This window comes from Leisingera thetidis, from assembly GCF_025857195.1.
GTDB classification, from domain to species: Bacteria; Pseudomonadota; Alphaproteobacteria; order Rhodobacterales; family Rhodobacteraceae; genus Leisingera; species Leisingera thetidis.
Genome location: NZ_CP109794.1, coordinates 1 through 25097, shown reverse-complemented (window position 1 = coordinate 25097; position 25097 = coordinate 1). Strand labels below are relative to the sequence as shown.

At 70.6% G+C, this 25097-nt stretch carries 19 protein-coding genes; 4 read left to right on the top strand and 15 right to left on the bottom strand.

Translation table 11 applies throughout. The annotated features are described in order from the left end of the window. Positions 1–6: 6 nt before the first annotated feature. Positions 7–2619 carry a calcium-binding protein gene (locus OKQ63_RS26070; protein WP_286672694.1) on the bottom strand — a complete coding sequence of 871 codons (2613 nt, stop codon included), beginning with the start codon at positions 2617–2619 and terminating at the stop codon, positions 7–9. A gap of 281 nt (positions 2620–2900) precedes the next feature. Between OKQ63_RS26070 and OKQ63_RS25925 the strand changes: the two genes are divergently transcribed. Continuing rightward, positions 2901–4082, top strand: a complete 1182-nt coding sequence (locus OKQ63_RS25925) for a DUF2793 domain-containing protein (RefSeq protein WP_264214801.1) — start codon at positions 2901–2903, stop codon at positions 4080–4082. A gap of 81 nt (positions 4083–4163) precedes the next feature. On the opposite strand, the gene OKQ63_RS25920 is transcribed toward OKQ63_RS25925, so the two are convergent. From OKQ63_RS25920 to OKQ63_RS25875, 10 genes are all read right to left on the bottom strand, one after another. Next, positions 4164–4403 (bottom strand): hypothetical protein, encoded by a 240-nt coding sequence (locus tag OKQ63_RS25920; RefSeq protein WP_264214800.1) that lies wholly within the window; start codon positions 4401–4403, stop codon positions 4164–4166. Between the two features lie 174 nt (positions 4404–4577). Beyond that, positions 4578–5261, bottom strand: coding sequence for a YjbF family lipoprotein (locus OKQ63_RS25915; protein WP_264214799.1), 684 nt, complete (start codon positions 5259–5261; stop codon positions 4578–4580). Positions 5262–5263: 2 nt separating this feature from the next. Then, positions 5264–7516 (bottom strand): YjbH domain-containing protein, encoded by a 2253-nt coding sequence (locus OKQ63_RS25910; RefSeq protein ID WP_264214798.1) that lies wholly within the window; start codon positions 7514–7516, stop codon positions 5264–5266. A gap of 190 nt (positions 7517–7706) precedes the next feature. Continuing rightward, complete coding sequence (locus tag OKQ63_RS25905; RefSeq protein WP_264214797.1) at positions 7707–9587, bottom strand: polysaccharide biosynthesis protein; 1881 nt, start codon at positions 9585–9587, stop codon at positions 7707–7709. Between the two features lie 264 nt (positions 9588–9851). Continuing rightward, positions 9852–10670 (bottom strand): glycosyltransferase family A protein, encoded by an 819-nt coding sequence (locus tag OKQ63_RS25900; RefSeq protein WP_264214796.1) that lies wholly within the window; start codon positions 10668–10670, stop codon positions 9852–9854. Next, positions 10667–12178: a stealth conserved region 3 domain-containing protein gene (locus tag OKQ63_RS25895; RefSeq protein ID WP_264214795.1), complete on the bottom strand. Its 1512-nt coding sequence runs from the start codon at positions 12176–12178 to the stop codon at positions 10667–10669. Before OKQ63_RS25895 ends, OKQ63_RS25900 begins: the two co-directional genes overlap by 4 nt. Further along, on the bottom strand, positions 12175–12993 hold the full coding sequence (locus OKQ63_RS25890; protein WP_264214794.1) for a glycosyltransferase family 2 protein: 819 nt from the start codon (positions 12991–12993) through the stop codon (positions 12175–12177). Before OKQ63_RS25890 ends, OKQ63_RS25895 begins: the two co-directional genes overlap by 4 nt. Beyond that, entirely contained in the window at positions 12977–13870 is an 894-nt protein-coding gene (locus OKQ63_RS25885) for a hypothetical protein (RefSeq protein WP_264214793.1), read from the bottom strand. Before OKQ63_RS25885 ends, OKQ63_RS25890 begins: the two co-directional genes overlap by 17 nt. Before the next feature lie 54 nt (positions 13871–13924). After that, positions 13925–14815 carry a sulfotransferase gene (locus OKQ63_RS25880; protein ID WP_264214792.1) on the bottom strand — a complete coding sequence of 297 codons (891 nt, stop codon included), beginning with the start codon at positions 14813–14815 and terminating at the stop codon, positions 13925–13927. A 147-nt stretch (positions 14816–14962) separates the two neighbouring features. Then, positions 14963–15715 (bottom strand): hypothetical protein, encoded by a 753-nt coding sequence (locus tag OKQ63_RS25875; protein ID WP_264214791.1) that lies wholly within the window; start codon positions 15713–15715, stop codon positions 14963–14965. Between the two features lie 245 nt (positions 15716–15960). On the opposite strand from OKQ63_RS25875, the gene OKQ63_RS25870 reads away from it, so the two are divergent. Next, entirely contained in the window at positions 15961–17547 is a 1587-nt protein-coding gene (locus OKQ63_RS25870; protein WP_264214790.1) for a stealth conserved region 3 domain-containing protein, read from the top strand. Between the two features lie 24 nt (positions 17548–17571). On the opposite strand, the gene OKQ63_RS25865 is transcribed toward OKQ63_RS25870, so the two are convergent. Next, entirely contained in the window at positions 17572–18231 is a 660-nt protein-coding gene (locus OKQ63_RS25865) for an ABC transporter ATP-binding protein (protein WP_264214789.1), read from the bottom strand. Between the two features lie 16 nt (positions 18232–18247). Next, positions 18248–19744, bottom strand: a complete 1497-nt coding sequence (locus OKQ63_RS25860; RefSeq protein WP_264214788.1) for a KpsE/RkpR family capsule polysaccharide export protein — start codon at positions 19742–19744, stop codon at positions 18248–18250. A gap of 105 nt (positions 19745–19849) precedes the next feature. On the opposite strand from OKQ63_RS25860, the gene OKQ63_RS25855 reads away from it, so the two are divergent. Together OKQ63_RS25855 and OKQ63_RS25850 are read left to right on the top strand one after the other, a co-directional pair. Further along, positions 19850–20686 carry an ABC transporter permease gene (locus OKQ63_RS25855; protein WP_264214787.1) on the top strand — a complete coding sequence of 279 codons (837 nt, stop codon included), beginning with the start codon at positions 19850–19852 and terminating at the stop codon, positions 20684–20686. A 240-nt stretch (positions 20687–20926) separates the two neighbouring features. Continuing rightward, positions 20927–22237, top strand: a complete 1311-nt coding sequence (locus tag OKQ63_RS25850; RefSeq protein WP_264214786.1) for a UDP-glucose dehydrogenase family protein — start codon at positions 20927–20929, stop codon at positions 22235–22237. Positions 22238–22427: 190 nt separating this feature from the next. Here the strand turns inward: OKQ63_RS25850 and OKQ63_RS25845 are convergent, their stop codons facing one another. Beyond that, complete coding sequence (locus OKQ63_RS25845; RefSeq protein ID WP_264214785.1) at positions 22428–23609, bottom strand: ParB/RepB/Spo0J family partition protein; 1182 nt, start codon at positions 23607–23609, stop codon at positions 22428–22430. Positions 23610–23696: 87 nt separating this feature from the next. Then, positions 23697–25097: an AAA family ATPase gene (locus OKQ63_RS25840; protein ID WP_264214784.1), complete on the bottom strand. Its 1401-nt coding sequence runs from the start codon at positions 25095–25097 to the stop codon at positions 23697–23699.

Here is a 25097-nt window from a genome sequence, read left to right as displayed (position 1 = left end):
ACCGGTTCAGAACAGGAAATCATCCGCGCCCAGCTGGCCCGGCCCCAGGTCGTCCAGGAAGATGCTGCCGGAGCCGGTGCTGATCAGCGTGCCGCCCTCTGCGCGGCTGATGTCCAGCTCGCCAAAGCGGCCGGCCCCGGTGCCGGCCAGGCTGATCCGGTCGCTGCCGGCGGTGAAATCCGCAATCCGGTCATCGCCGTGGCCGCCGGCAAAGACAAACACATCGGCGCCGCTGCCGCCGCGCAGCAGATCATCGCCGGCGCCGCCGTCCAGCAGATCCGCCCCGCCGCCGCCCTGCAGCGTGTCGCGGCTGGAATGCCCCTCCAGGCGGTCGCTGCCGCCGCCGCCTTCCAGCCGGTCGCGACCGCCGCCGCCCGCCAGCAGGTCATCGCCGTCTTCCCCGGCCAGGCTGTCATCGCCGGAGCCGCCCTGCAGCGCATCATCGCCGCTGCCGCCCTGCAGCGTATCGGCGCCGGCCTGGCCAAACAGCTTGTCCGCCCCCGCGCCGCCGCGCAGCAGATCCTCTGCGGCGGCGCCCTTCAGCACATCGTCGCCGGAGCCGCCCTGCAGCGTGTCGCGGCCGGCGCCGCCGTCCAGCCGGTCGCGGCCCGCGCCGCCTTCCAGCCGGTCGCGGCCGCCGCCGCCCGCCAGCAGGTCATCGCCGTCTTCCCCGGCCAGGCTGTCATTGCCGGAGCCGCCCTGCAGCGCATCATCACCGCTGCCGCCTTTCAGCAGATCGGTGCCGGCCTCGCCAAACAGCTTGTCCGCCCCCTCGCCGCCGCGCAGCAGATCATCGCCGGACCCGCCCTTCAGCACATCATCGCCGGTGCCGCCCTGCAGCGTGTCGCGGCCGCCGCCGCCGTCCAGCCGGTCGCGGCCCGCGCCGCCCAGCAGCGTGTCGCGGCCGCCGCCGCCGTCCAGCCGGTCGCGGCCCGCGCCGCCCAGCAGCGTGTCGCGGCCGTCGCCGCCTGCCAGCGTGTCGCGGCCGGCGCCGCCGTCCAGCCGGTCCTTGCCGCCCAGCCCGAAGATCCCGTCACCGCCGCCGGTGCCGCCGATCCGGTCGCTGCCGCTGCCGCCGTAAAAGCCGCCGCCGGGCAGGGTCACGCCGGGGTCCTGCCGCTCCGGGAAGGCAAAGCGCAGAGACGGGCCGAACACATCCTCCAGTGCAAGCGGGGCGCCATCCGCGCTCATCAGCACGATCCGGGTGCCCTCCGCCTCCATCACCATGCCGGCGCTGCGCTCCCGCGCGTTCAGCTGGCCCGCATTGTAAAGGCCGGTGAACAGCGACAGGTCGAGCCGGTCCTCCCCGGGGGTGAAATCGCGCACCGTCACCCCCTCGGCCGCCGGGTTGATCACAAAGCTATCGGCGCCGCTGCCGCCGGTGAGCCAGCCGCCGCCGGTCCCCGCGACCAGCACGTCATCGCCGGCTTCGCCATAGATCCTGGCGCCGCTCCGGCCGCCCTCCAGCACATCATCCGCGCCGCTGCCGTCCAGCCGCGCGTCTGCCGCCGCCGCCATCCGCACCTCGCCCAGATCCGCCAGCGGCAGGGTGAACTGGCTGATGCCGCCCGCCGCCCCCGAAGCCGCAAAGACCTGCAGCATGCCGCCCGCCGCCACCGCCTCCAGCGCGGTCACATTCTGCAAGCCCAGCCCGGGCACATGCTCCAGGCTCTGCAGGTGGATCAGCCCGGCGCCCGGGGCCAGGGTGAACAGGCTCAGGCCGCCGTCATTGCCGGCCGCCAGCACCAGCACATGGCCGTCCGCCGCCACCACCTCCAGCGCGCTGAGGCCGCCAAAGCGGGTCATCGCGGTGTCCTGCAGCTGCGCCTCAAAGCGCAGGTCCCCGTCCGCCTTCACCCGCACCAGGGTGAGCGAGCTGCTGCCCGCGGCGCCGATCAGCGCCCAGGCCTTGCCATCCGCCTCGAATCCCTCCAGCGCGGTGATGCCGGAGACGGACAGCCCCTGCTCCGCCCCCAGACCGTCTGCCGGGCGCAGCGCGCCGCTGGCGGCATCGGCGCGGTAGCTGTGCAGCCCCTGCGCATCCGCCGCCAGCAGCACCGGCCCGTCCGCCGTCTGCACCGTGGCCAGCAGCGCCGCCGGGTCCAGGCTGTAGCTGCCGCTGCCGCCCGCGGCGCCGGTCCGGCCCAGCTCTCCGCCCGCCGCATCCAGCTGCCAGCCCTGCAGGCCGCCGCTGGCCGCCCCCACCGCGTAGAACGCCGCCTTGCCATCCGCCAGCTCCAGCACCGCCACCGCGCCAAAGCCGCCGGCATCGGCACCGCTCAGCGCCGCGCGGTCCCGGCTGCCGAGGCTGCCATCGCTCTCAAGCTGATAAAAGACCAGGTCGCCCTGGCTGGTCTGGCCCTGCACCAGCCGCCCGCCGCCCGCTGCCGCCAGATGAAACTCCCCGGTCCGGATCCCGGCCTGGCCGTGCAGCTGCTGGCCTGCCGCCTGCGGCAGGCTGCCGTCCGCCGCCAGCTGCCAGCGGCTGATGCCGCCGTTCATTCCGGTGGCCGCATAAAGCGTGGCCTGGCCGTCCTGCACCGCGATTTCCAGATCGCGCAGGTCGGTACCGAAAATCAGATCCTCTGCGGCGAACCGTCCGGTGAATGCCAGTGCCATAACCCGCTCCTTTGCGCTTGCGACCCGGGGCTGACCCTGACCGGGCCGCCGGGCGCAAAGCGGGAAGCAAAACGGGCGAAATCAGGGACATTGTTTACAGATTGACGACAATTGCGCGAACAGGCAGGGAACGGGGCTGGAACAGGCGCGGCCGCCGCCCCTGCCCGCCTGCGCCCGCTGCCCCCTGTTGCGCACCCGGCGCACGCCCCGTTAGCGCCTGCTTGACCCGGCTCTGGCAGTCTGGCGCGGACCCGTTTCCCCCGCCCCAGGAGCCCGCCCCCATGACCCAGACCTCGCCGATCCTCGCCCTGCCCTATCTGATGCCGGGCCAGGCGCAGAAACATGTCACCCACAACGAGGCGCTGCAGCTCCTGGATGCGCTGGTGCAGCTCCGCGTCGAAGGCTTCGGCGCCGCCGCGCCGCCCGCCAGCCCAGGCATCGGCGAGACCCATGCGCTGGCGGCGGCGCCAGCGGATGCCTGGGCCGGCCACCCGCATGAGATCGCGGTCTGGCAGGGCGAGGGCTGGCTGTTCCTGGCGCCGCGGCCCGGCTGGCGCGCCTGGGGGGCCGCCGAAGCCGAGCTCCGGATCTGGGACGGCAGCGCCTGGATCCTGCCGCCGGCAAAGACCCAGAACCTGGCCCGGCTCGGGGTCGGCACCGCCGCGGATGCGGCCAACCCGCTGGCGGTCTCCGGCCCCGCGACGCTGCTGACCCATGACGGGGCCGGCCACCAGCTGAAACTGAACAAGGCGGCCAGCGGCGACACCGCGTCGCTGCTGTTCCAGTCGGACTGGAGCGGCCGCGCCGAAATCGGCCTGGCAGGCAATGACGATCTCTCCTTCAAGGTCTCGGGCGGCGGCAGCAGCTGGGACACCGCCCTGACGCTCACCCCCGGCGGCCATGCCGGCCTCGGCACCGCCAGCCCGTCGGCGCATCTGGAAATCGCCGGCGGCAGCAGCGATTACCTGCTGGCCGGCGGCGGCAGCCCGGACTTCCGGCTGGGGGCGGACGGCAACGGCAGCTGCTCCGGCGCCTGGTCCGGCGGCGGCGCCGATTACGCGGAATGGTTCGAATGGGCTGACGGCAACCCCGGCGCCGAGGACCGCCGCGGCCTCTCGGTGGTGCTGGAGGGGGACAGGATCCGCCCCGCCGCCGCCGGCGAGGAGCCCGCGGGCGTGATCAGCGGCAACCCGGCGGTGGTGGGCGACGGCGACATGGGCGCATGGAAACACCGCTGGCGGCGCGACGCCTACGGCACGGTCCTGCGCGATTCGTCAGGCAGGCCGCGGCAGAACCCCGCCTTTGACCCGGCCCGCCCCTACCGGCCGCGCGCCGCCCGACCGGAATGGGCGCTGGCGGGGCTTCTCGGCAAGCTCAGGCTGCGCAAGGGCCAGCCCGCAGGCCGCCGCTGGATCCGGATGCGGCAGATCTCCGCGGATGTGGAGGAATGGCTGATCCGCTGACCGGGCATGAAAAAACGGGCCCCTGAAGGCCCGTTCCGCGGTCTCTGTTCACAAGCTCCGGGCCCCAGGCCCGGTACCGGATCAGTTGGTGGTGGTGGTGGTGGTGGTGGTGGTGACGTCGTCGTCGTCGTTGGCAACCACGCCCAGCACAACCAGGCCGGCGATGGCGCCGGCGATGGCGCCCGCGCTCAGGCCGCCGGCGGCACCGATGCCGCCGCCTGCGGATTCACCGCCGGTAGCCGGCGGCGGGGTCTGCTGAGCCGATACGGCGGTGGCCGAAGCCAGGGCAGCCAGGGTCAGCGCGGTAAGAACGTTTTTCATTTTCAAACTCCTCTGGAGAACTATGGAAAGGTGCGTTGAGGCGACCTTAGGGGAGGCCGGTTTCCATTTCAACGTATGGAATATCAGCAAAACTGTTGAAATCCGGTTTGCGTTGCGGATTTTTTCCGCCCGTTGCCGCAATGCCGCGGGAACCGGGCGGAAAATGGCGCCGGTTCAGAGCCGCAGCTGGCGGATTCGCACATATCCGGTCTCCGGCCCGGCCCATTGCCGCGACTGCCAGACCTGATTTCGCCCGGGGCGGGAATCAACCCAGTAATCGTTGACCACCACCCCGCCGCCGCCCTCGCAGCGCTCCTGCAGATGGCGGGCGGGATGGCTGCGGCCGACAATCTCCACCGGATCGGGACCGAGATCCTGCAGGCTGCAGGCCATGCTGAGAACCGCCTGGCCGTTGCCTTCGGCGCGCAGGGCATAGCGCCGCGCGCCGCCGCGTGCCGGGCCCGCCACCCCGTCCGCGGCCGGCACCTGCGCCGACAACAGGCCGCCGCCGAGGCCGCGGGTGGCAATCACCATGCCGTTGCGCAGGGCCAGCGACACATTGTCCTGGGTGCGCCAGACCTCGATCTGCCCGGGGCTGCTGTCGCGGCGGCTGAGGCTGCGGGTCAGATAGGCGGTGGCGCCGCGGTTTTCGATGCTGACCTCGATATAGGCCTGGGTCTGCTTGTCCAGCAGCGCCCGGGTCAGCTGCACCGGCGGCGGCGGCGCGCTGCGGCGGCGGGTGAACTGCTCGGCCACCGCCTGCAGCACCTCGACCTCGGCCTGGGTCTTTTCCGGGCCGCGGCTGCAGCCCGCCAGCGCCAGCGCCGCCGCCAGAACGGCGGCCGTCATCCGGATCATGCTCATTCCCAGAACCTCGCGCGCTGATCTTCCAGGCTCTTGCGGTGGGCCTCGCGCACCGGCCCGTAAAGCCGGTCCGGCACCCCGACCCGCTGGCCGCCGTCGCGCTGGGTCGGGCGGATGGTCAGGCCGAAGCCGGAGCGCGACGGTTTGCCCAGCAGCCAGTCCACCGGGATGCGGAAGCGGAAGCCCTTGTCAAAGGAGCCCTCGCCGAAATCCTCGGCCGAGACATCGGTGAGGGTGAAGAAGGCGCCGACCAGGAAGCCGTTGTCGAACTCCCGGTTCAGGCTGACGGTGCCGCCGTAGTCGCCGGCCAGGTAGCGGCCCGCGTCCAGCTGCAGCAGATAGCCCCTGTCCAGCTCGACATAGGCCGAGGCATGGCCGGTGAAGGTCCTGTAATCGCGGAAGCCGAAGCGCTGCTCGAACTCGCGCTGCACCACGTAATTGGCCTCCAGCCCCAGGCCGAGGCGGCTGTTCACCGGCTTCCACAGGACCTCGCCGGAGACGCCGCCGTACATGCTTTCGAACAGGCCGGCGGTGGCGCGGGCATAGAGGTTGCGCCCGGGTTTCCACAGGCGGCTCACATAGAGGTTCTCCAGGGTGGTGCCGAACTGGGCGTATTCCACCTGGTCGGTGCGCACATGCGGCAGTTTCGAGTTGGAGGCGCGGCCGTTCTTCACGTTGCCCCAGACCCGCTGGCGGATGGCGCCGGCGATGCGCCAGCCCGGCGCGGGCGCATAGGAGGCGGCAAAATCAAGCCCGGCATCCAGCCGGAACGGCTTTTCGGGGTCGAAATAGGCGGGCTGCGTATAGGGGCTGATGGAGGTGGCAAAGGCCGGGTACAGCTCGCCCGAGACAACCGCCGCCTCCGGCAGCGGCCCGGCGTCCTGCACCCCGGCGGCGGCAAACAGCGCGTCGGCGGCTTCCGGGTCGAACTCCAGCGCCTCCAGGTCGGAGCGCCGCACCTCGATGGCGGCCAGCCCGGTGCCGCGGCGCACCGGCACCAGCCGGAAGGTCTCCACCGAGGGCGGCAGCGTCTGCGCCAGGGCGCGGGCGGCGCGGCCCGCCGCCTGGCTCTGCGAGCGGTAGCGGTTGTTGCGGTAGCGCAGCTCGGCCGCGGTGCCGGTGAAGGTGATCGCCTCCAGCACCAGCCCGTCCGCCTTCAGCGCCTCGGCGGCGAGGTCGCGGACCTTGCGGGTCTTGCTTTCGCTGGCGGCCCAGTCCTGGCGCCAGTGGCGGTCTTCCGCCGCCCATTGGGCGCGCGGGATGACCGGATGCGGCGCCGGCACCGCCATCGGGGCCGGCGGATGATTCGGGTTGAGCTGGATCTGCGCGGAAAAGCCGATCTCGCTGCCGTACAGGTAATAGGCGCCGAGGCGGACCCGGTCGGAATACTGGTATTCGATGCCGTAGTTCAGCGAGGATCTGCGCTCGAAGACATCGGCGGTCTGCGTCTCGGTCACATAGGCGTCGGAGGAATATTCCGCCTTCAGGCTGAGCCGCGCATCCGGCTGCCATTCGATGCCGCCGAACGGCGCCGCCGGGCCGCGGAACCACTGGTCGTAGGACAGTTTGCCGCCGGTGGAGCCGGCCGCGAAATCCGGGCGGCTGCCGCCCAGGGAGCCGATCGCGCCATGGCTGCCCAGCCGCCCCCAGCCCAGGCCCGCGGTCAGCTTCAGCCGCCCCGGCAGCCCGGCGGCGGTGACGGCGGGGGTGGCGAAATGCTTGGTGGCGGCCAGGTATTCCGCCGCATAGATGCCGGTGCCGGCGAAATCCTGCAGCCCGAGGGTGACCGCGGGCCGCCAGCCCTGCTCCTGCCAGAGCCGGGCGCGCACGTCGAAGCCGCGGTCGTAATAGGTGCCGAAGCCGCCCTGGTTCCAGTTGCCGATGCCGTTGTAGCGGAAGCTGGCCGACAGCCAGGGCAGCGCCTGGAAGGTGATGTTGTAGCGGGCCTGGTTGCCGAACCAGGAATAGGCGACCGCATACTGGCCGTCCGGCAGCATTTCGGCGCTTGGCATGTCGATGATGCCGGGGGTGCCGAAGAAGTTGAGGCTGGGCGGCGGCAGCGGCTTCAGCCGCGGCGCCGCGGCCTCGGTGCCCGGCGCCGCATCCGGCAGGGCGCGGGTGATCTGCGGCACCTGCGCCGGGCCGGGCCGGGCCGCCAGGCAGAGCAGCGCCGCCGCGGCAGGCAGCGCCGCCGCCGGAAGTCTGGCCAGAGCTCCGGCGCGGCGCAGAAGGGTCTTGATCGGTGTCACGGGGGAAACCTGCCTTTTGGAACTGCCTGCTGCCGGTTCCTGCGGCCCCGGCCCTGTGGTCTGTTGTGCCGCTTAGAGCATGGAACGCGGGGCCGGTTCAATTGCCGCCGCCGCAGTTTCGCCGCCACTGCAGCCGCCAGGCCGCACTCAGGCCGCATCCGGGCCGCATCCGGGCCGCGCCCGGACCGGCTCAGGAGCTTTTGCGGCCGGCCTCCGGCGGCAGGCAATAGCCCTCGACCCAGCGCTGGATCACCTGCCGCGCCGCCGCCTCGTCGCCGGCCGCCACCGCCTGGCGCAGGCTGCGCAGGAAGCCGGCCACCTCGATCTCCGACAGCACGGTTTCGCGGGCGCAGAAGATCTTCTGATGGCGGGTGCGGATCAGCTCCTCGGTCAGGGTCAGCTCCTCCTCCATCTTCTCGCCGGGGCGCAAGCCGATGATCTCGATGGCGATGTCGCCCTCCGGGTTGGCGGCGTCGCGCACGCTGTGGCCGGCGCTTTCGATCACCTGGCGGGCCAGCTGCAGGATCGGCACCGGCGCCCCCATGTCGAGCACGAAGACCTCGCCGCCCTGGGCCATGTCGCCGGCCTGCAGCACCAGCTGCACCGCCTCGCTGATGGTCATGAAGAAGCGCTTCACGCGGGCGTCGGTGACGGTGACCGGGCCGCCGCGGCTGATCTGCTCCTGGAACAGCGGCACCACCGAGCCGGAAGAGCCCAGCACATTGCCGAAGCGCACCATGGTGAACACCGTGCGGGTGCCGAAGCGGGTGGCCAGATCCTGCACGATCAGCTCCGCCAGCCGCTTGGAGGCGCCCATCACATTGGCCGGGTTCACCGCCTTGTCGGAGGAAATCAGGATGAAGCGCTCGACCCCTGCCCGCGCCGCGCCGCGCGCCAGGGTCTGGGTGCCGAAGACATTGTTGGCGAGGCCGGGCAAGGGGTTGGCCTCGACCAGCGGCACATGCTTGTAGGCGGCGGCATGCAGCACCACCTGCACCTCGTGCCGGTTCAGCACCATCCGCACCTGGCGCGGATCGGTGACCGAGCCCAGCACCGGCACCAGTTCGATGCCGGCATCCGCGGCCAGCGGCCCGAGCTCCTGATGCACATTGTAAAGCGCCAGCTCGCTGAGCTCGAACAGCACCAGCTTCTGCGGCCGGCAGGCCAGCACCTGGCGGCACAGCTCCGAGCCGATCGAGCCGCCGGCGCCGGACACCAGCACCGATTTGCCCTGGTAGGCGCCGGCCGCCTCCAGCAGCGGCACGTCGCGGGCGGCCCGGCCCAGAAACGCCTGCGGCGCCACCGGGGTCAGCTTGTCGACCAGCGCCTCCTCGCCGATCAGCTGGGCAAAGGAGGGCAGCGCCTGCACCTCCAGCCCCAGCTTCTGCAGCCGCTGGCTGATCTGGGCCTGGCGCGGCTGGCTCTGCGAGGGCATCGCCAGCAGCACCCGGCGGATCCCCCGCGCCTGCACGATCCCGGCAATCCGCGAGGGCGCATAGACCGGCAGCCCGACCAGGGTCAGCCCCTGCAGCGAGGAATTGTCATCGGCAAAGGCGACCGGATCGATGCCGTCATGCGCCTTCAGCGCCTGGGCCAGCTGGGTGCCGGTGTTGCCGGCGCCGTAGATCAGCACCCGGCAGCGCGGCCGGGCGCGGCGGTAGACCGCCAGCACCAGCTGCAGCATCGCCGCGCGCGCCACCACCATGAACAGGAAATAGCAGATCGCGAACACCACATAGGTGCCCGGCCCGAGCGGCGGTCCGAAGGCCGCCGCCAGCAGGGCCAGCCCCAGCGCCGCGCCGCCGGCCAGCAGCGCGCTTTGCGCCGCGGCATGGCGTTCATAGGCGTTCAGCTGCACATGCGGCAGCCCCAGCCACAGCGCCAGCGCCGCGGCGCCGGCCAGCACATAGGGCAGCACCGGCAGCAGCAGGGCCAGGGTGGCAAGCGCGGGGTCCGGCAGCGGCTGCACCCCCAGGGTGAACAGCAGCGCCAGCGGCAGCAGCGCCAGATCCACAGCCAGGAAGACATAGGACTTCTGCCTGCGCGACAGCGCGCTGATCAGATTATACATGCCTGCCTGCCCTCAATACCATCTGCCAATCCCGGCCTCGTGCTCTTTGTGTACGGCAGTGCCTTCATGTTCCGCCAAAAGCAATTCTGAAAACAACACCGCTGAAAAACTTCTGCGCCCTGCGGCGATCCTGCAATCCGCCAGCCGGGGCTGGCGGTTCTTCAAACATAATGCCTATCATATGAACCCTATCATAACGTGTAACCGGCCAGCCGCCAAAAACCGCTTGGGCGGGAATCCGCCGCACCGGCAGCTGCCGCCCGCTCAGCGCCGCAGACGGCGGTTCAGCACGAAATCCAGGCCGCTGCGCCAGGCGCCGATGCGGCGGCGGTGGCGCAGCGCAAAGACCAGCCGCAGCAGCGGCGCCCACGCCCCGAAGGCGCGGCGGAACAGCGCCACCCGCACCGCCAGCGCTGCCCGGTCCAGCGCCATCCCGGAGCTGTCCGCCGGGTGATCGCCGAGGCTGACCGGCACATGGCAGCCGCGCAGCCCGGCGGCCAGGCAATCGGAGGCGAAGATGAACTCGTCGCCCGCAGGCCAGGGCCCGCCGGCCCCGAAGCGGGGATCGAACTGCACCCCTGCCGCGCGCACCGGCGCCAGCCGCAGCGCCATTTCCGGGGTGCCGAGCTTGAGGCAGTTGAGCCGCCGCACCGGGCGGATCCGCTCCGGCCCGTAGGGTTTGCGCCAGCCGCCCTCCGGCGTGCGCAGCCGGGCGCAGAGAAAATCCAGCTGCGGCCGGGCGGCAAACAGCTGCCGCAGCTGCTGCCAGCCTGCGGGGTCGAAGCCCTGGTCGTCATCGGCAAACAGCAAAAGCGGCGTCTCGGCCGCGGCCATCGCCGCATTGCGGCTGCGGGCGGCGCCGCGGCTGCCCTCGAGCCGCAGCACGGCAATGCCGGGCCGCGCCGCCAGCCGCTGCAGATGCGCCGCCAGCGCGGCCGCCTCCGCCTCCGGCACCGGTTCCGGCAGCTGCAGCACGATCAGGAACCGCACCCCGGGCGCCGGCGGCAGCTGCTCCGGCGCCAGCTGCAGCACCCGGGCGCCGATGGTGGAGACGGCGACGGTCAGCTCCGGCAGCGCCGTCATGGCCGCGCTCCGGACGCCCGTTCCCAGGGGGCGGGATGCGGGAACATCCGCTGCAGGCAGCGGCGGCTGTGGCGGTGCCAGTCGCGGCCCGGCGGCCGGGTGCCGCCTTCGTTGAGGCACAGCACATCGCAGCCGCGGCGCCGCGCGCGCTCCAGCTGCTGCCGCCAGCGCAGGTCGCTGGAGCGCGCGAACACCGCCTCGATGCGGCCTTCCTGCGCCTTGCCCTGCAGCAGCGCGTAATGGTGGTAGAGGAAGCTGGTCATATTGACATCCCCGGGGCTGCGGAAGCGGCTGGCGCGGGTGCGGGCGATGGCATCGGGGAAGCGTTCGGCGATCTCCCGCAGCAGCTCCCGGTTCAGCGCATAGGGCACATGCTGGTGCAGCCGCGCCACCCGCACCCCGAACACCTGCTGCAGCAGCCCGGCCGAGACCCGCGCCGCATTCAGGTAGTCCGGCGCCGCCGGGGCCAAAGCGCCGCAGGCCATCGCGCCGGGCTCCAGAAAGGCCAGCGAGGCGCCGCTGGCGGCAAAGAAACCCGCCTTCTCCTGCGGCCGGCAGAAGAACATGTCGTCATTGGCATAGAGGAACCGGCGGCTCAGGCCGGGGATCCGGTGCAGCCCGGCCTCGATCGCATGCGAGTTGAAGGTCGGCAGGTCGGCGGGCGCCAGCACCGCGGCATGGTCCACCCAGGCAATCCCGGGATGGCCGCGGTCGAGCCAGTCCGGCGGGGCGCAGTTGCTGACCACATGGATGCGGCGCAGCCAGGGCAGGTTCCAGGCCGCCGAGCGCAGCAGGAAGCGCAGCTCGTCATTGCTGTGGAACCGGGTCATCGCGGCGGCATCGGTGCCGCCGCGGTAGCTGCCGGCATGGGCGGCATAAAGCTGCTGCCAGCCGGGATCGGCATGGCTGACCCAGGTGCAGACCAGATCCACCGGCAGCCGGTCGCGCAGCTGTTCCGGCGAGGGCGCGCCCGCCAGCTGCTCCGCCTCCTGCAGCCCGGGGGCCTCCAGGCAGTCGCTGAACAGGGCGCGGGCCACCGCATTGGCGGCATTGGCCGAGACCCAATGGCCGGGGCCGCGCGGCTCATAGCGCTCCAGGTCGATCAGCGCGCTGCCCGCCCGGCCGGTCAGCCGCAGCCGCAGCGCCCCCGCCTTCAGCGCCTGCCCCGGGGTCAGCCGCCCGGCCTGGCCCAGCGGGTGCAGGCTGGCCTCCGGGGCCGCCTGCTGCAGCGCCTGCAGCACCGGCGCGAAACTGGCGGCGGAGACGCCGATCCACTGCCGCCAGCCGTCATCGGCCAGCCGCAGCACCCCGAGATGCGCCGCCAGCGCCGCCACCAGGCGGCGGCCGCAGCCGTCCGCCGCCGCCAGGCCGAGCGCCGCCGGGGCCGCCGGGGCCTCCGGGCGGCGGCGGCCCCGGCGGCGCGCCAGCAGCTTGCCCGCGGCCTCCCGGGCCAGCGCCGGGTTGCCGAGCGCGGCCAGCAGGTGGTCTGCCAGCGGCAGCCGGGTCATGGCGCCGCCCCCGGCGGCAGCGGCCGGCGGCGGCGCGGCCGCAGATGCCGGGACAGGTGCCGCAGCAGGCACCACAGCGCCAGCGGCCAGGACAGCTGCTCCTGCTCGCGGTAGACCTGCAGGGTGCCGCGGGCACCCTTCAGCAGGTTGGAGGACAGGCTGGCGCGGCCCTTCTCGCGCCAGTAGCAGGCCAGCGGCTCGTCCAGCCCATGGGCCTGCGGCACCCGCCGCAAGAGCTGCAGCCACAGCGCGTAATCCTGGCGGCGGCGGAAGCCCGGCATGGTGAAATCGCCCAGCATCTGCCGGTCGCAGACCGCGGTCAGGCAGCCGATCGCATTGCCGCGCAGCAGCTGGCGGCGGGTGACGCTGGCGGGCGCCCGCCGCAGGCTCCAGGCCTGGCCGTCGCCGCGCAGGTAGCTGGTGTAGCTGAAGGCAATGCCTTCGGCCTGCATCCAGCCCACCTGCCGCGCCAGCTTCTGCGGCAGCCAGGTGTCATCGGCATCGAGAAAGGCAATGTAGCGGCCGCGCGCCGCCGCCAGCGCCAGGTTGCGCGCCGCCGCGGCGCCGCGGTTTTCCGGCAGCGCCAGCACCCGGATGCGCGGCTCGCGCGCGGCTTCGGCGCGGGCCAGCGCGCCGGTGCCGTCGCGCGAGCCGTCATCGGCGATCAGCAGCTCCCAGTCCGCCAGCGTCTGCGCCCGCACCGAAGCCACCGCCCGGCCCAGCACCGCGGCGGCGTTGTAGGCGGGCATCACCACCGAGACCAGCGGCGCGGCGGCGGAAGCCCCGGCCGCCGCCGGGTCAGCTCTGCTGGACAAGGGCGTTGTATTCATCCTCGTAGCGCGCCTTCAGCTCGCTCTTCTGCTGTTCGCTCATCAGCAGCGGCCGCGGTTCGGTGCGGTTGGAGAAATGCTCCTGCAGGAAGCGGCGCACCACACCGGTCTCGCCGGGGCGCAGCAGCGGGTTCACCCGCAGCGCCATCTGCAGCCCGCGGTCGGAGATCGACGCGTTGTGCACCGCGTCATACTCCAGGTCCGGCACCACCCCCTCCGGCAGGTTGCGGCTGATGAATTCCTTCAGGAACACCTCCTGGCCCTGGCGGATCAGGCCGAAATCCATCACCGAGACGTTTTCCTTGCCAAAGGCCTGCTGCAGCCGCTCGATGATCGGGGTCCAGGACAGTTTGGCCAGGTCGAGATCGCCGATGTACTGGTTGAAGGTCTGGTAATAGCCCTGGTGCACCATCTGCAGGTAGTAGGATTCCAGGAATTCCCAGGGCGGGCGGATCGAATAGACGATGCGCGGGCGGAAGCCCTCCAGCGCGGCCGGCAGGCCGTCGATGATCTTGCCGTGGTCGGGATAGAGGCCGGGCCGGGTCTTGAACGGGCGGCCGAGCGCGTTCTCATTGGACAGGAGCAGGCTGCAGCCGGGCGCCGCGGCCGCCTTTTCATGCAGGAAGCCGTTCAGCTTGCCGGGGTCCTCCAGAATCTGATCGCCCCAGGAGATATAGGGGCTGACCTCGCCGCGGGTCAGCGCCAGCACCTCCTGCTTCAGATAGTATTTCCGCTTCGCCTTGAAATACTTCTGCACCAGCGAGGTCGCCGTCTTATGGGCCCCCAGATGGGCCACCAGGGGCACCGGGCCGGCGGCCGGGCCGGCCGGGCGCAGGAAATTGAGTTTGGGTCGGTCTGTCATCTTGGGTCTCGTCCTATGCCGCGGCGCCGGGGCGCGCGGAAAATGCGGGGGCCATCAGGCGTGGGGCCAGATGGCGCGGATACGGTCCTCTCCGAACCGGGCCATGGCGGCCTGGTAGGTGGCGTCGTAATAGCTGCGCACCTTGGCAATGCTGCCGCTGTCCAGCTCGGCGGTGCGGGGGGAGGCATTCACCTGGGCCTCGAAATCCGGGTCGATGTACTCCAGCCCGAGGAAGCTGGTGATCCGGCGCACCTCGGCATCGGTGAACAGGGTCTCGTAGAAGCCGTAAAGCACATCCTCGGGGGCAAAGGCCTGGTCCAGGGCGCCGAAGGTGTGCTCGTAGCGGGTGCGCATCTCGACATCGCCCCAGGCAAAGCGCTTGTTGAAGAAGGCCAGCGGCTCCTTGCCCTGCTTGCCGGGCTTGCCCTGCTGGTCGCGGATCCGCATCCGGGTGGCGGAATAGATCCGCTCGACCGGGTCGCGCATCAGGAAGATCACCTTCACCCGGAAGCCGCGGCGCTCCAGCATCTCCCGGATGGCGGCGAATTTCTCCGCCGGAAGCCCGTTGTAGGAGGGGGTGATGTCGCCGACCAGCTGCAGCCCCGGCCGGGAGCCGTGCAGCCAGTCGAAATAATCGGCGTAGTTTTCCGGATCGGTATAGAAGGAGACATGCTGCAGCGCCTTTTGCAGCTGCAGCGCCGCCTTGCCGCTGCGCTCCACCGTCTCGCGGTCCTGGCGCTTGGCCTGGCGCCGCGCCCGCCGGGCCAGGTCGGCCAGCGCCGAGCGGTAGAACTTGCCGGTCTTGGCGCCCCGGATCCAGAGCGCGTCGAAAACATGGTATTCCTTGCGGAACCCGAAGTCACAGGCCGGATGCATGCTCAGATACCGGTGCAGCCAGGTGGTGCCGCCCTTCTGGCAGCCCACGCCCAAAAGAAACGTCTTCACCTTTTGTCCCCGCGGTTGAGCTGTATCGTGCTTCTCTTCCAGATTCCGCGGCCCCTGTCAAACACCTGTCAAACACCTGCCGGCCCCCTGCGCGCCCGCCGGGCCGCGCCCGCCGGGCGGGCAGCGGGCGGACGGCGGGGCCGGGCCTCAGCCGGGCACCCGCTGGAACCGCTCCATCGAGGTGAAACTGTACAGCCCGGCCGCCGCCACCGGCAGCACCCGCCCGGCCAGCGCCCGCTCCAGCGTCCGCTCCAGCGCCGCCAGCAGCTCCGGCGCCTGCTCCGCCAGGGTGCGGCTGGCGAAATAGCCCAGCGTCATATGCGCCTGGTACGGCGACGGCGCCAGCCCGGTCTTCTCCTCCAGCCGCTGCTGCACGCCGCTGCGCCAGTCCAGCATCCGCTCCAGCATCCGGTCATCGGCCGGTCCGGCCGGTTCCAGCCGGATCACCAGCGCCCGCCGGTTGAGCGCCGCCAGGCCGCCGAAGCGGAACCGCACCGGGAACTGCGCATTGGCGCCGCCGGTCAGCCCCAGCTTGGCCAGGAACGGCGGCAGCGCCTGCGGATCCCGGGCCGCCAGGGCCACCGTCCTGGCCGCCTTGCGGGCGGCCCGCAGCGCCACTTTCTTCTGATTGCCCGCGTTGATCAGGTCGACGGCGGTGACATGGTAGCTGTGCTGCGGCAGCAGGCACAGCAGCAGCTGCCGCATCAGCGCCTCGGCGCCGATGCCGTGCAGCGCCGCCGCGGCGGCGGCAAAGAAGGCCAGGGATTCGCTGTCATCGGCAAAGGTGGCCGTGCGCGGCTCCCGGCCGGGCTGCGACAGGTTTTCGAAAATCAGCGAATAGCCGCAGAAATCGGCCCAGACCGGCTGCAGCGTCTGAACCTTGGAGTGGGTGATGATCAAAGCGGCCGTATCCTTTTTGTCAGTTCCGCACTTTGCTTATAGCCGCAACATAACAAAGAGACGACGCCCTGCGCACGGCTTTCCCGGCCGCCGCCGCCGCCGCCTGCCGCAGGGTTTTTGACAAAGCCCCTGCAGCGTGGCATTGGAACAGCAGGCCGCCGCTCCGGCCGCCGCTGCGCCGGGCCGGGGACATTGGGTCCGGCCGCGGATGAAAACCACATACCACAAGGCGGATTGCCACACCGATGCCGAATTTCAAGCGCCGCCTCCGGGCCCTGATCCTTCCGGTTCCGCTGCTTGGCCCGATGGCCCGCCGCCTGTACTGCCGGCTGAACGCCGGCCGCGGCGGCGCCGCCCCGCAAGGCCGCAGCTTCCGCCCCGGCAACAGCGTGGCGGCGCAGATCCCGGCGCTCAGCCGGACCCCGGCCTTCGGCGGCGATGCGTTTTTCTCCAGCCCCGACGCCGCCGCCCGGCTGAGCGCCGCGGTGACGGCGGCGGCCCGGGAGATGGCCGTGATCGTCTTCCCGGCCAGCCGCGGCAACGACCTGCACCTGGGGCTGCGCGCCGAGGATCTGGCGGCCTTCCGGGAGGTGCTGGAAGCCAGCCTCGGCAGCCCCCTGCAATGGGACCCCGCCCGCGGCCGCCAGCCGCGGCGGCAGATGACCCTGTGCTGGCCCGCCGGGCTCACCACCCGGCTGCAGGCCAGCCTCTACTTCCAGCAGGAGGACAAGGCCGACAGCCGCGACAGCAGCAACCGCTTCCTGCGCCATATCCACGCCTCGCTGCAGGGCGTCCTGGACCGTCCCGGGCTGCACCGCTGCAGCGACCTGCTGGACGGCCTGCCGGATGAGGCGCCGCGCGCGCCGGTGGACCTGGTCTACACCTGGGTCAACAACGGCGATCCCGGCTGGCAGGCGATGCATGCCGCGGCCAAGGGCATCGCCCAGGAGGCCGCCGAGCATGAGGCCGACGCCCGCAGCCTGGCCCGGTTCACCAACCGCGACGAGCTGCGCTATTCGCTGCGCTCGGTGGAGCGCTACCTGCCCTGGATCAACCGTATTTTCGTGTTTTCCAACTGCCCGCCGCCGGAGTGGCTGGAGCCCTCGGAGCGGCTGGTCTGGGTCGACCACACGGAGGTGATCCCGGCGCATTGCCTGCCCACCTTCAACTCGCATGCGATCGAAAGCTTCCTGCACCGGATTCCCGGGCTGGCGGAGAACTTCCTCTATCTGAACGACGATTTCTTCATCAACGAGCCGCTGCCGCAGGCCTATTTCTTTGCCGCCAACGGCCAGTGCAACGCCAACCTCGAGGATTACGGCGTGGTCAACGGGGCGCTGCGCGCCGAGGACAAGGATTACCTCAACGCCGCCCGCAACGGCGCCGAGCTGATGCGCCGCCGCTTCGGGCTGGTGCCGTCCCGGCTGCACAAGCACGCGCCTTATGCGCTGAAGAAATCAGTGCTGGAGAAGATGGAAGCGGAATTCCCGGAGGCCTTCGAACGCACCCGGCAGGCGCAGTTCCGCTCGGCCGGCGATGTCTCCACCGTGTCCTTCCTGTTCCACCATTATGCCTTTGCCACCGGCGCCGGCACCCGGATCGCCTACCGCAGCCGGCTGCTCAAGAACACCGCCCCGGATATCCAGCGCGAGCTGCGGACCCTGGAGGAAGGCCGCAAGATCCGCACCTTCTGCCTCAATGACGGCGGCGACAGCCACAATGACGAGGTGTGGAACCGGGAGATCCCGCTGTTCCTGGCAAACCGCTTCCCGACCCCGATCGCCGAGGAGGTCCCGGCCGCCGCCGGCGGCGCCAGCCTGGCCGCCGAATAGCCGCCCTGCCCTGCCGGGCGGCGGCTAGGCCAGCATCGCCTCATGCACGGCGATCGCCTCCTCCAGGTCCTCGAAATAGCGCATCTCGCCCTTTTCCAGCACCAGGCCGGCGTTGCAGAACTCGCGCACCTGCTTCATCGAATGGGTCACCATGATGGCGCTGGACAGCTTCATCCGGTCGGCAAAGACCTCGCGGCTCTTGCGGCGGAACGACTTGTCGCCCACCGCGGTCACCTCGTCGATCAGATAGGTGTCGAAGCGGATCCCCATCGACGCCCCGAAGGTCAGCCGCGAGCGCATGCCGGAGGAATAGCTGCGCATCGGCATGTAAAAGGATTTGCCGAGCTCGGCGAACTCCTCGACAAAGGCCACCAGGTCGTCGCAGTCAACCCCGTAGATGCGGGCGATGAAGCGGACGTTTTCCGCCCCGGTCAGGTCCTTGTGGAACGACGCCGACAGCCCCACCGGCCAGGACAGGGTGCCGGTCGAGACCACCCGCCCCGAATCGGCATGCAGGGTGCCGGCGATGATCTGCAGCAGCGTCGACTTGCCGGCCCCGTTGCGGCCCAGCAATGCCAGCGACTTGCCCTCCGGCAGGGTGAGGTTCAGGTTGTCGACGATTACCTTGCGCTCGCCCTTGAGCCGGAAGCTCTTGGTCAGGTTCTCGAACCGGATCTGTGCCATTTCCCGCCCCCGCCCGTCAGTTGCGGTCGCGGATCGAATAGAAGATCAGCACCAGGATCGCCCAGACCAGCAGCAGGAACAGCCCGATCAGCGCGCTCAGCACATGGCGGCGCGGGTATTCCGCCGCCTCGGCCAGGGTCGGGGTGATGTAGCTGGCCAGGTAGCGGCTCTGGCGGGCGGCATCGTCGCGCGCCGCCTCCAGCGCCGTCAGCGCCGCGCGGTAGGCCTCCTCGGCGAATTCCCGGTCCACCGTCAGCCGTTCGTATTCCGAGATCAGCGACGGGTAGTCCTCGCCGACGCCGCCGGTGTCGGTGTTGCTGGAGGCGAAGGTCTGGCGCTCGCTGTCGATGCGGGCGCGGATCACGTCGATCTTCTGCTGCGCCTTGTTCAGCCGCACGTCGCCCGGCGCCACGGAGCCGGCCAGCAGGTCGTATTCGATCAGCGCCTCGGCCAGCTGCTGCTGCAGGTTGTTCATCACCCCCATGCGGCCCTGGATGTCAGCCTCCGGGTCGACGATGCGGGTGCGGGTGCGGAACCGGGTCAGCGCCTCGCGGGCGCCTTTCAGCCGCTCCAGCGCCTCCGCCAGATCGGCCTCGGCATAGCGCATCGCATCGGCGCGGGCCTGGTCGTTGAGCGCGTTGATGCGGATCTGGCTTTCCTCGACGATGGCGCGGGTGATCGCCTGCGCCATCTGCGGATCGAAGGCGGTGACCTGCACCTCGGTCAGCCCCGAGCCGCCGTCATAGGCGATGCGCACCATGCGCTGCCAGTACCAGGTCAGATCCTCCATCGTGGCCCGCGGCCACAGCGCAAACACCCAGTCCTGCGGCCAGCGGCCGGAATAATGGGCTCTCAGGCCGGTGCGCGCCTCCACCGCCGCCACCAGCTCCTGGCTCTGGATGAACTCATACAGGATATCGCTGTCGGAGGCGGTGCTGCTGCCGGCAAAGCTGGCCAGCCCGCCCAGCAGGTCATTGGCGCCGGAGCTTTCCTGGCTGCGCACGGTGAAGCCGGCGGTGGAGGCATACTGATCGCCGGCCACCGCAAACAGGTAGAACACCGTGGCCGCCAGCGGCGCCAGCACCATCAGCACAAAGCTGGCCGCCAGTCCCCAGTGCCGCCGCTTCATATGGGCGGAGCGGGCCACCGGGAAGGCCGGCTGCTGGTCCCGCACCGCCTCCAGCTCGGCCAGCGCGGCCCGGGCCTGGCTGCGCCATTTGCGCAGCTTCTTCTTCTGGCGGCGGCCGCGGGACCTGCCCGGCTGCGGCGGCGCGTCCCCGGCGTCCGGGCCGTCCCCGGCGTCCGCCGCGGCCCCGTCCGCGGCCGTCTCCGCCGCCTCCGCCTCGGTCTCCGCGGCCGGCTGCTGCGGCCGCAGCTCCACCGGCTCCGCGGCCGCGCCGCCGCGCCGCCGCTTGCGGCCGCCCCGCGGCTTGCCCGCGCGGGCCCGTCCTGTTTCCTCCGGTTCCTGCGGCTCTGAGCGGTCTGCCGCGGGCGCCTGGCTGTCCTGTGTCATTGTCTGCCTGTCCCGCATTTCTGCGGTTTGTAATTGCCTGTGCTTTCTTCCATAGTATCGCCTGCGGCGCAGCCGTTCACAACCACACTTTCACAGCCGGCCTTCATGAACACCTCATCTCCCGCCGCGCCTGCGGCGGCCCCCCCTGCCCCGGCGCAGCCGCCCGGCACCGCCCCCCGCCGCCTGGCGGCGCTGCGCACCATTGCCGCGCTGATGCTGCGCGAAATGTCGACCCGCTACGGGCGCACGCCCGGCGGCTACCTGTGGGCGGTGATGGAGCCGCTGGCGGCGATTCTGTTCCTGTCGATCGGCTTTTCGCTGGTGATCCGGACGCCGTCGCTGGGCACCAGCTTCCTGCTGTTCTACGCCACCGGCTATCTGCCGTTCAGCCTGTACCGGGAGCTGGCCAACACGGTGACCCGCGCGCTCAGCTATTCGCGGCCGCTGCTGCGCTACCCCGCCGTCACCTGGACCGATGCGGTGCTGGCCCGCTTCTTCCTGAACAGCCTGACCGGCATCCTGATCACCGCGCTGCTGAGCGGCGGCATCCTGCTGGCGGTGGACAGCCGCACCGCGCTGGACCTGCCCGCCGTCGCCGCCGCGCTGGGGCTGGCGATGGCGATGGGGCTGGGCGTCGGCACGCTGAACTGCGTGCTGTCCGGGCTGTTTCCGCTGTGGGACGTGGCCTGGACGATCCTCAACCGGCCGCTGCTCATCGCCTCCGCCGTCCTCTATATCTTCGAGGACCTGCCGGTGAACGCCCAGAACATCCTGTGGTACAACCCGCTGGCCCATATCACCGGGCTGATGCGCACCGGCTTCTACCCGACCTACAACGCGGCTTACGCCAATTGGGTCTATGTGCTGATGACCAGCCTGGTCCTTCTGGCCTTCGGCCTGCTGCTGCTGCGCCGGTTCCACCGCAACATCCTGAACCGCTGAACCGCGCCCGGGCGGGCGCGGCGGGTTTCCCCGCCCGGCAAAAAGGTCAGCCATTAGGACCAAATGTTTCGCGCGCGAAACATTTGGTCCGGACCGGACCTATCTTCCCCGGCCCGGGCGGCGCGCTTCGGAGCGGGGCAAAAAACCGGTTTGCGCCCTGTCCGGCGCCATATATCCTTCTAATCTCATAACAAGGGCTGCAGCCAAGCGGCCGGACGGGGATTGGGGAAAGGGCATTCCATGCGCATTGCGATGATTGGCACCGGCTATGTCGGACTGGTGTCCGGCGTCTGTTTTTCGGATTTCGGCCATGACGTGGTCTGCGTCGACAAGGATGCGGGCAAGATCGCCCGGCTCAAGGGCGGCGAGGTGCCGATCTACGAGCCGGGGCTGGACCAGCTGATGGCAAAGAACGTCGCCGCGGGCCGCCTCAGCTTCACCGATGATCTGGCGGCGGCGGTGGACGGCGCCGAGGCGGTGTTCATCGCCGTCGGCACCCCGACCCGGCGCGGCGACGGCCATGCCGACCTCACTTACGTGATGGCGGCCGCCGAGGAGATTGCCGCCGCCCTCACCGGCTATGCGGTGGTGGTGACCAAATCCACCGTGCCGGTGGGCACCAACCGGCAGGTGAAGCAGGTGATCGCCAAGACCAATCCGCGGGCGGACTTCGACGTGGCCTCCAACCCGGAGTTCCTGCGCGAGGGCGCCGCGATCGAGGATTTCATGAAGCCCGACCGGGTGGTGGTGGGCGTGCAGAACGACCGCGCCGCCGAGGTGATGGCGGAGATCTACCGGCCGCTGTACCTGCGCGACTTCCCGATCCTGACCACCGACCTGGAATCGGCGGAGATGATCAAATACGCCGCCAATGCGTTCCTCGCCGCCAAGATCACCTTCATCAACGAGGTTGCGGGCCTGTGCGAGCGGGTCGGGGCCGACGTCAAGGAGGTCGCCCGCGGCATCGGCTTTGACGGCCGCATCGGCAACAAGTTCCTGCATGCAGGGCCCGGCTACGGCGGCTCCTGCTTTCCCAAGGACACCGCGGCGCTGGCGCGGATCGGCCAGGACCATGCCTTTCCGATGCGCATCACCGAGACGGTGATGCGGGTCAATGACGAGGTAAAACAGCGGATGGTGGAGAAGCTGCGCGACATCTGCGGCGGCTCCTTCAACGGCAGGACGGTGGCGGTGCTGGGCGTCACCTTCAAGCCCAACACCGACGACATGCGCGAGGCGCCGAGCCTGACCATCGTGCCCGCGCTGGTCGGCGGCGGCGCCAAGGTGCGGGTGGTCGACCCGCAGGGCCGCGCCGAGGGCGAGGCGCTGCTGCCCGGCGTCAAATGGGAGGAGGATCCCTACAAGGCGGTGCAGAACGCGGACCTGGTGGTGCTGCTGACCGAATGGAACGAGTTCCGGGCGCTGGATCTGAAGAAGCTGGCCCGCAAGATGGAGGTGCCGCGGATGGCGGACCTGCGCAATGTCTACTCGGCAAAAGCCGCCAAACGCGCCGGGTTCGAGACCTATGTGGCGGTCGGGCGGGGCAGCTGAGCGGCCTGTTCAAAATAGGTCCGGTCCGGACCAAATGTTTCGCGCGCGAAACATTTGGTCAATAATGCTGACCTTGTTCAGACTCGCGCGCCCGGCAGATATCAGAGTCTGAAAAGGGCTTTTCCTCGGAAAAGCCCTTTGCCTTCGGCGGGAGTATCCGGGGAAGGATGCAGCCGCGGGGCGGCCTGGCTCAGAGCGTCTTCAGCCAGGCCTGCAGCGCCTCGGCCAGGTCGGCGGTGACCGCGGGGCCGCTGATCTCGATTGTCTGCGCGCTCGGGGTATAGCCCAGTCTGACGCCGGCCGGGGCGGGCAGGGCGATCCGCTCGCCGGGCTGGGCGGCGTCCCAGTCATAAGCGCCGCGCACCCGCGGACGGCTGACCAGCGGTTCCGCCGGCGCCCTGGGCGCAGGCGCAGCCGCGGGCGGGGCGGCCGCCGGGACCGGGATTTCCGCACCCGGGACAGGGTCGGCGGCGGCAGCCGGGGCAGGCGGCATATCAGGCTCTAACCTGGGGGTTTCCGCCGTATCCGCCTCCACCAGCCGGGTCAGGATCTCCAGCTCGGCCTCGGGGCTGGAGCGGTCCCCCGCCTGCAGCGCCGCCGCGGCGCGCCCGGCAAAGCCCGCGTCCGCCTCAATCGCGCGCACCAGCGCCAGGCCCAGCTTCTCGCTGATCGCGGTGGGGTGGAACAGCACCGCATCCAGCGCCTCCACCAGGGTGACAAAGCTGCCGATCTTGGAGCGCTTGGGGCGGGTGGCATTGCCGAACAGCGCCTGCAGCGCGTATTTGCGGCGGGTGAAGACGCCCTCCCGGCAGGCCCGCACCGCGATGCGGGCGCGCTCGTAATGGCTGAGGTTCACCCGGATCTCGTTTTCCTCGACCATCGCCACATAAGCGTCTTCGGCGCTGTCGGGCCGGATCACCAGCGCCTTGAGGGTGGCGAACTGCGGGTCCGAGGTCTCTTCATAGAGTCTGCGCAAGGCCGTGAGGCGGCGCCAGCCGGAAATCAGCCCGTGGGTGCGGCCGCCGAAAGTATCCTCCAGCGGCACCACCTCGGCCGGGGTCTGCTGGCCGCGGGCGCGGATCGACGCCATCAGCGATTGCAGCTCTTCCTCGTCCTGCTCGATGCGGTCGCGCACCAGGTGGTTCTCGTCGATCGCCGCCAGCGGCAGCTCCTCGATCATCAGCCCCCTGGCGCGGGCGTTTTCCAGCACCCCGGACAGCTCCTGCAGCGCCGCCTGGGCCGAGGCATCCGAGGCCACCTGGGCAATCGGCGCGGCGCCAACGCTGGAGGGGCCGCCAAGCGCCGGTTTGCCGGCGGGCGCCGCGGTCAGAAATCCGCTCTGCGCCGGAGAGAGCCGTTTGCGTTTTGCCATGTGCTGTCCTGACCTGTCCTTGGTGCCTCATCCGCAGACGCCGGTGTCTGCCGGGCAGCATCCTGCCCCAAAATCCTTGCCCCGGCCTTATTCGGCCGCGCGCTGCTGCTGCAACACCTCGCGCCGCCAGACCCCGGCCAGCAGTTTCTTGAAGGCGGCGTAGGTCTCGTCGAAGGTCTCGCGGCCGCGGGCGTAGGTCTCGCGGTTGAAGTCGCGGTAGTCGGCCTCGTAGATGCCCGAAACCTGCTCGCCGGCCTGGCCGATGAGGGCGGTGAAATCCTGTTTGTGCGGCGACAGCACCGGCCCCATGTAGGCCTGCATGAGCGCCGCCAGCTCGCCCTGCTGGGCGCCGTCATAGCGGGTGATGACGGTGCGCACCGCATCCCATTCGAAATTGAGGCCGGGCCGGCCGAGGGCCCGCGCGGCCAGGTTCTCGCCCTCCTCGATGGAGGCGAAGGTGGAATGCAGCATGTCGAAGAAGCGCCCGGTGCTGTCGAACTCCAGAAACGACGCGCCCATCGGCACCAGGAGGATGTCGGCAGCTGACAGCCCGTTGATGGTCAGGTAGCCGAGCGCGGGCGGCGTGTCGATGAAGATCACGTCGTACTGGTCCAGCACCCCGTCCGCCTCCAGCCGCTCGGTCAGCGCGTCCCACAGCTTCCAGGAGCGCGCCGCCATCCGCCAGACCGGGATCTGGAACTCCGCCCAGTAGAGGTTCAGCTGGGCGCCAATGAGGTCGATGCTGGGCCAGTGGGTGGGCTGGATCACGTCGCCTGCGGTCATCTCCATCGCCGCATCCAGCGCTTCGTCCAGCGGCTGCGGGGCGTCGCCGCGGTCAAGGCGGCGCTGGTTCTCGGCCCTGAGATGCTCGCCGTAGTGGCGCGCGAGCAGCGGGAAGGCGGTCTGCCATTCGTCCTCCACGCGGCCGCCGAAGATCGAGGTCATCGAGCCCTGGCTGTCCAGATCGATCACCAGCACCTTGTAGCCGTCGAGGGCGGCCGACATCGCCAGATGCGCCGCGGTCGAGGTCTTGCCGACGCCGCCCTTGAAGTTGGCCACCGCCACCATCTTGGCGGGCAGCCCCTCGGGGCGGTAGGGCAGGTAGTCCTTGGCCTTCGATCCTTGCGCGCCGAAATGCGCCCTGAGCCGCAGCACCTCGTCGAGGGTGAACCACTTGGCGCCGCCCTCGGTCTCGGAGCGGCCCTGCGGCAGATCGGGGTTGGCCTTCAGCACCCGGCGGAAATGGGCCTGGGCCACCGGGATCAGGTAGCGGGTGATCTCCCAGGTGGAGAACAGCCGCAGCTCCTTGCGGCCTTCCTCGTTCAGGCCGCGGCTGGCGAGGTCGGCGCGCCCCTGCGCGCAGGCGGCGGCGATTTCGGCAAAGCCCGCGGTGCTGGCGGGGGCGCCGAGATCGGCCAGGGCGGCGTCGGGGTCGATGCCGAAATAGGGGGGAAGGCTGCTGCCCGGCTTGTGGATATCTCGTGCCAT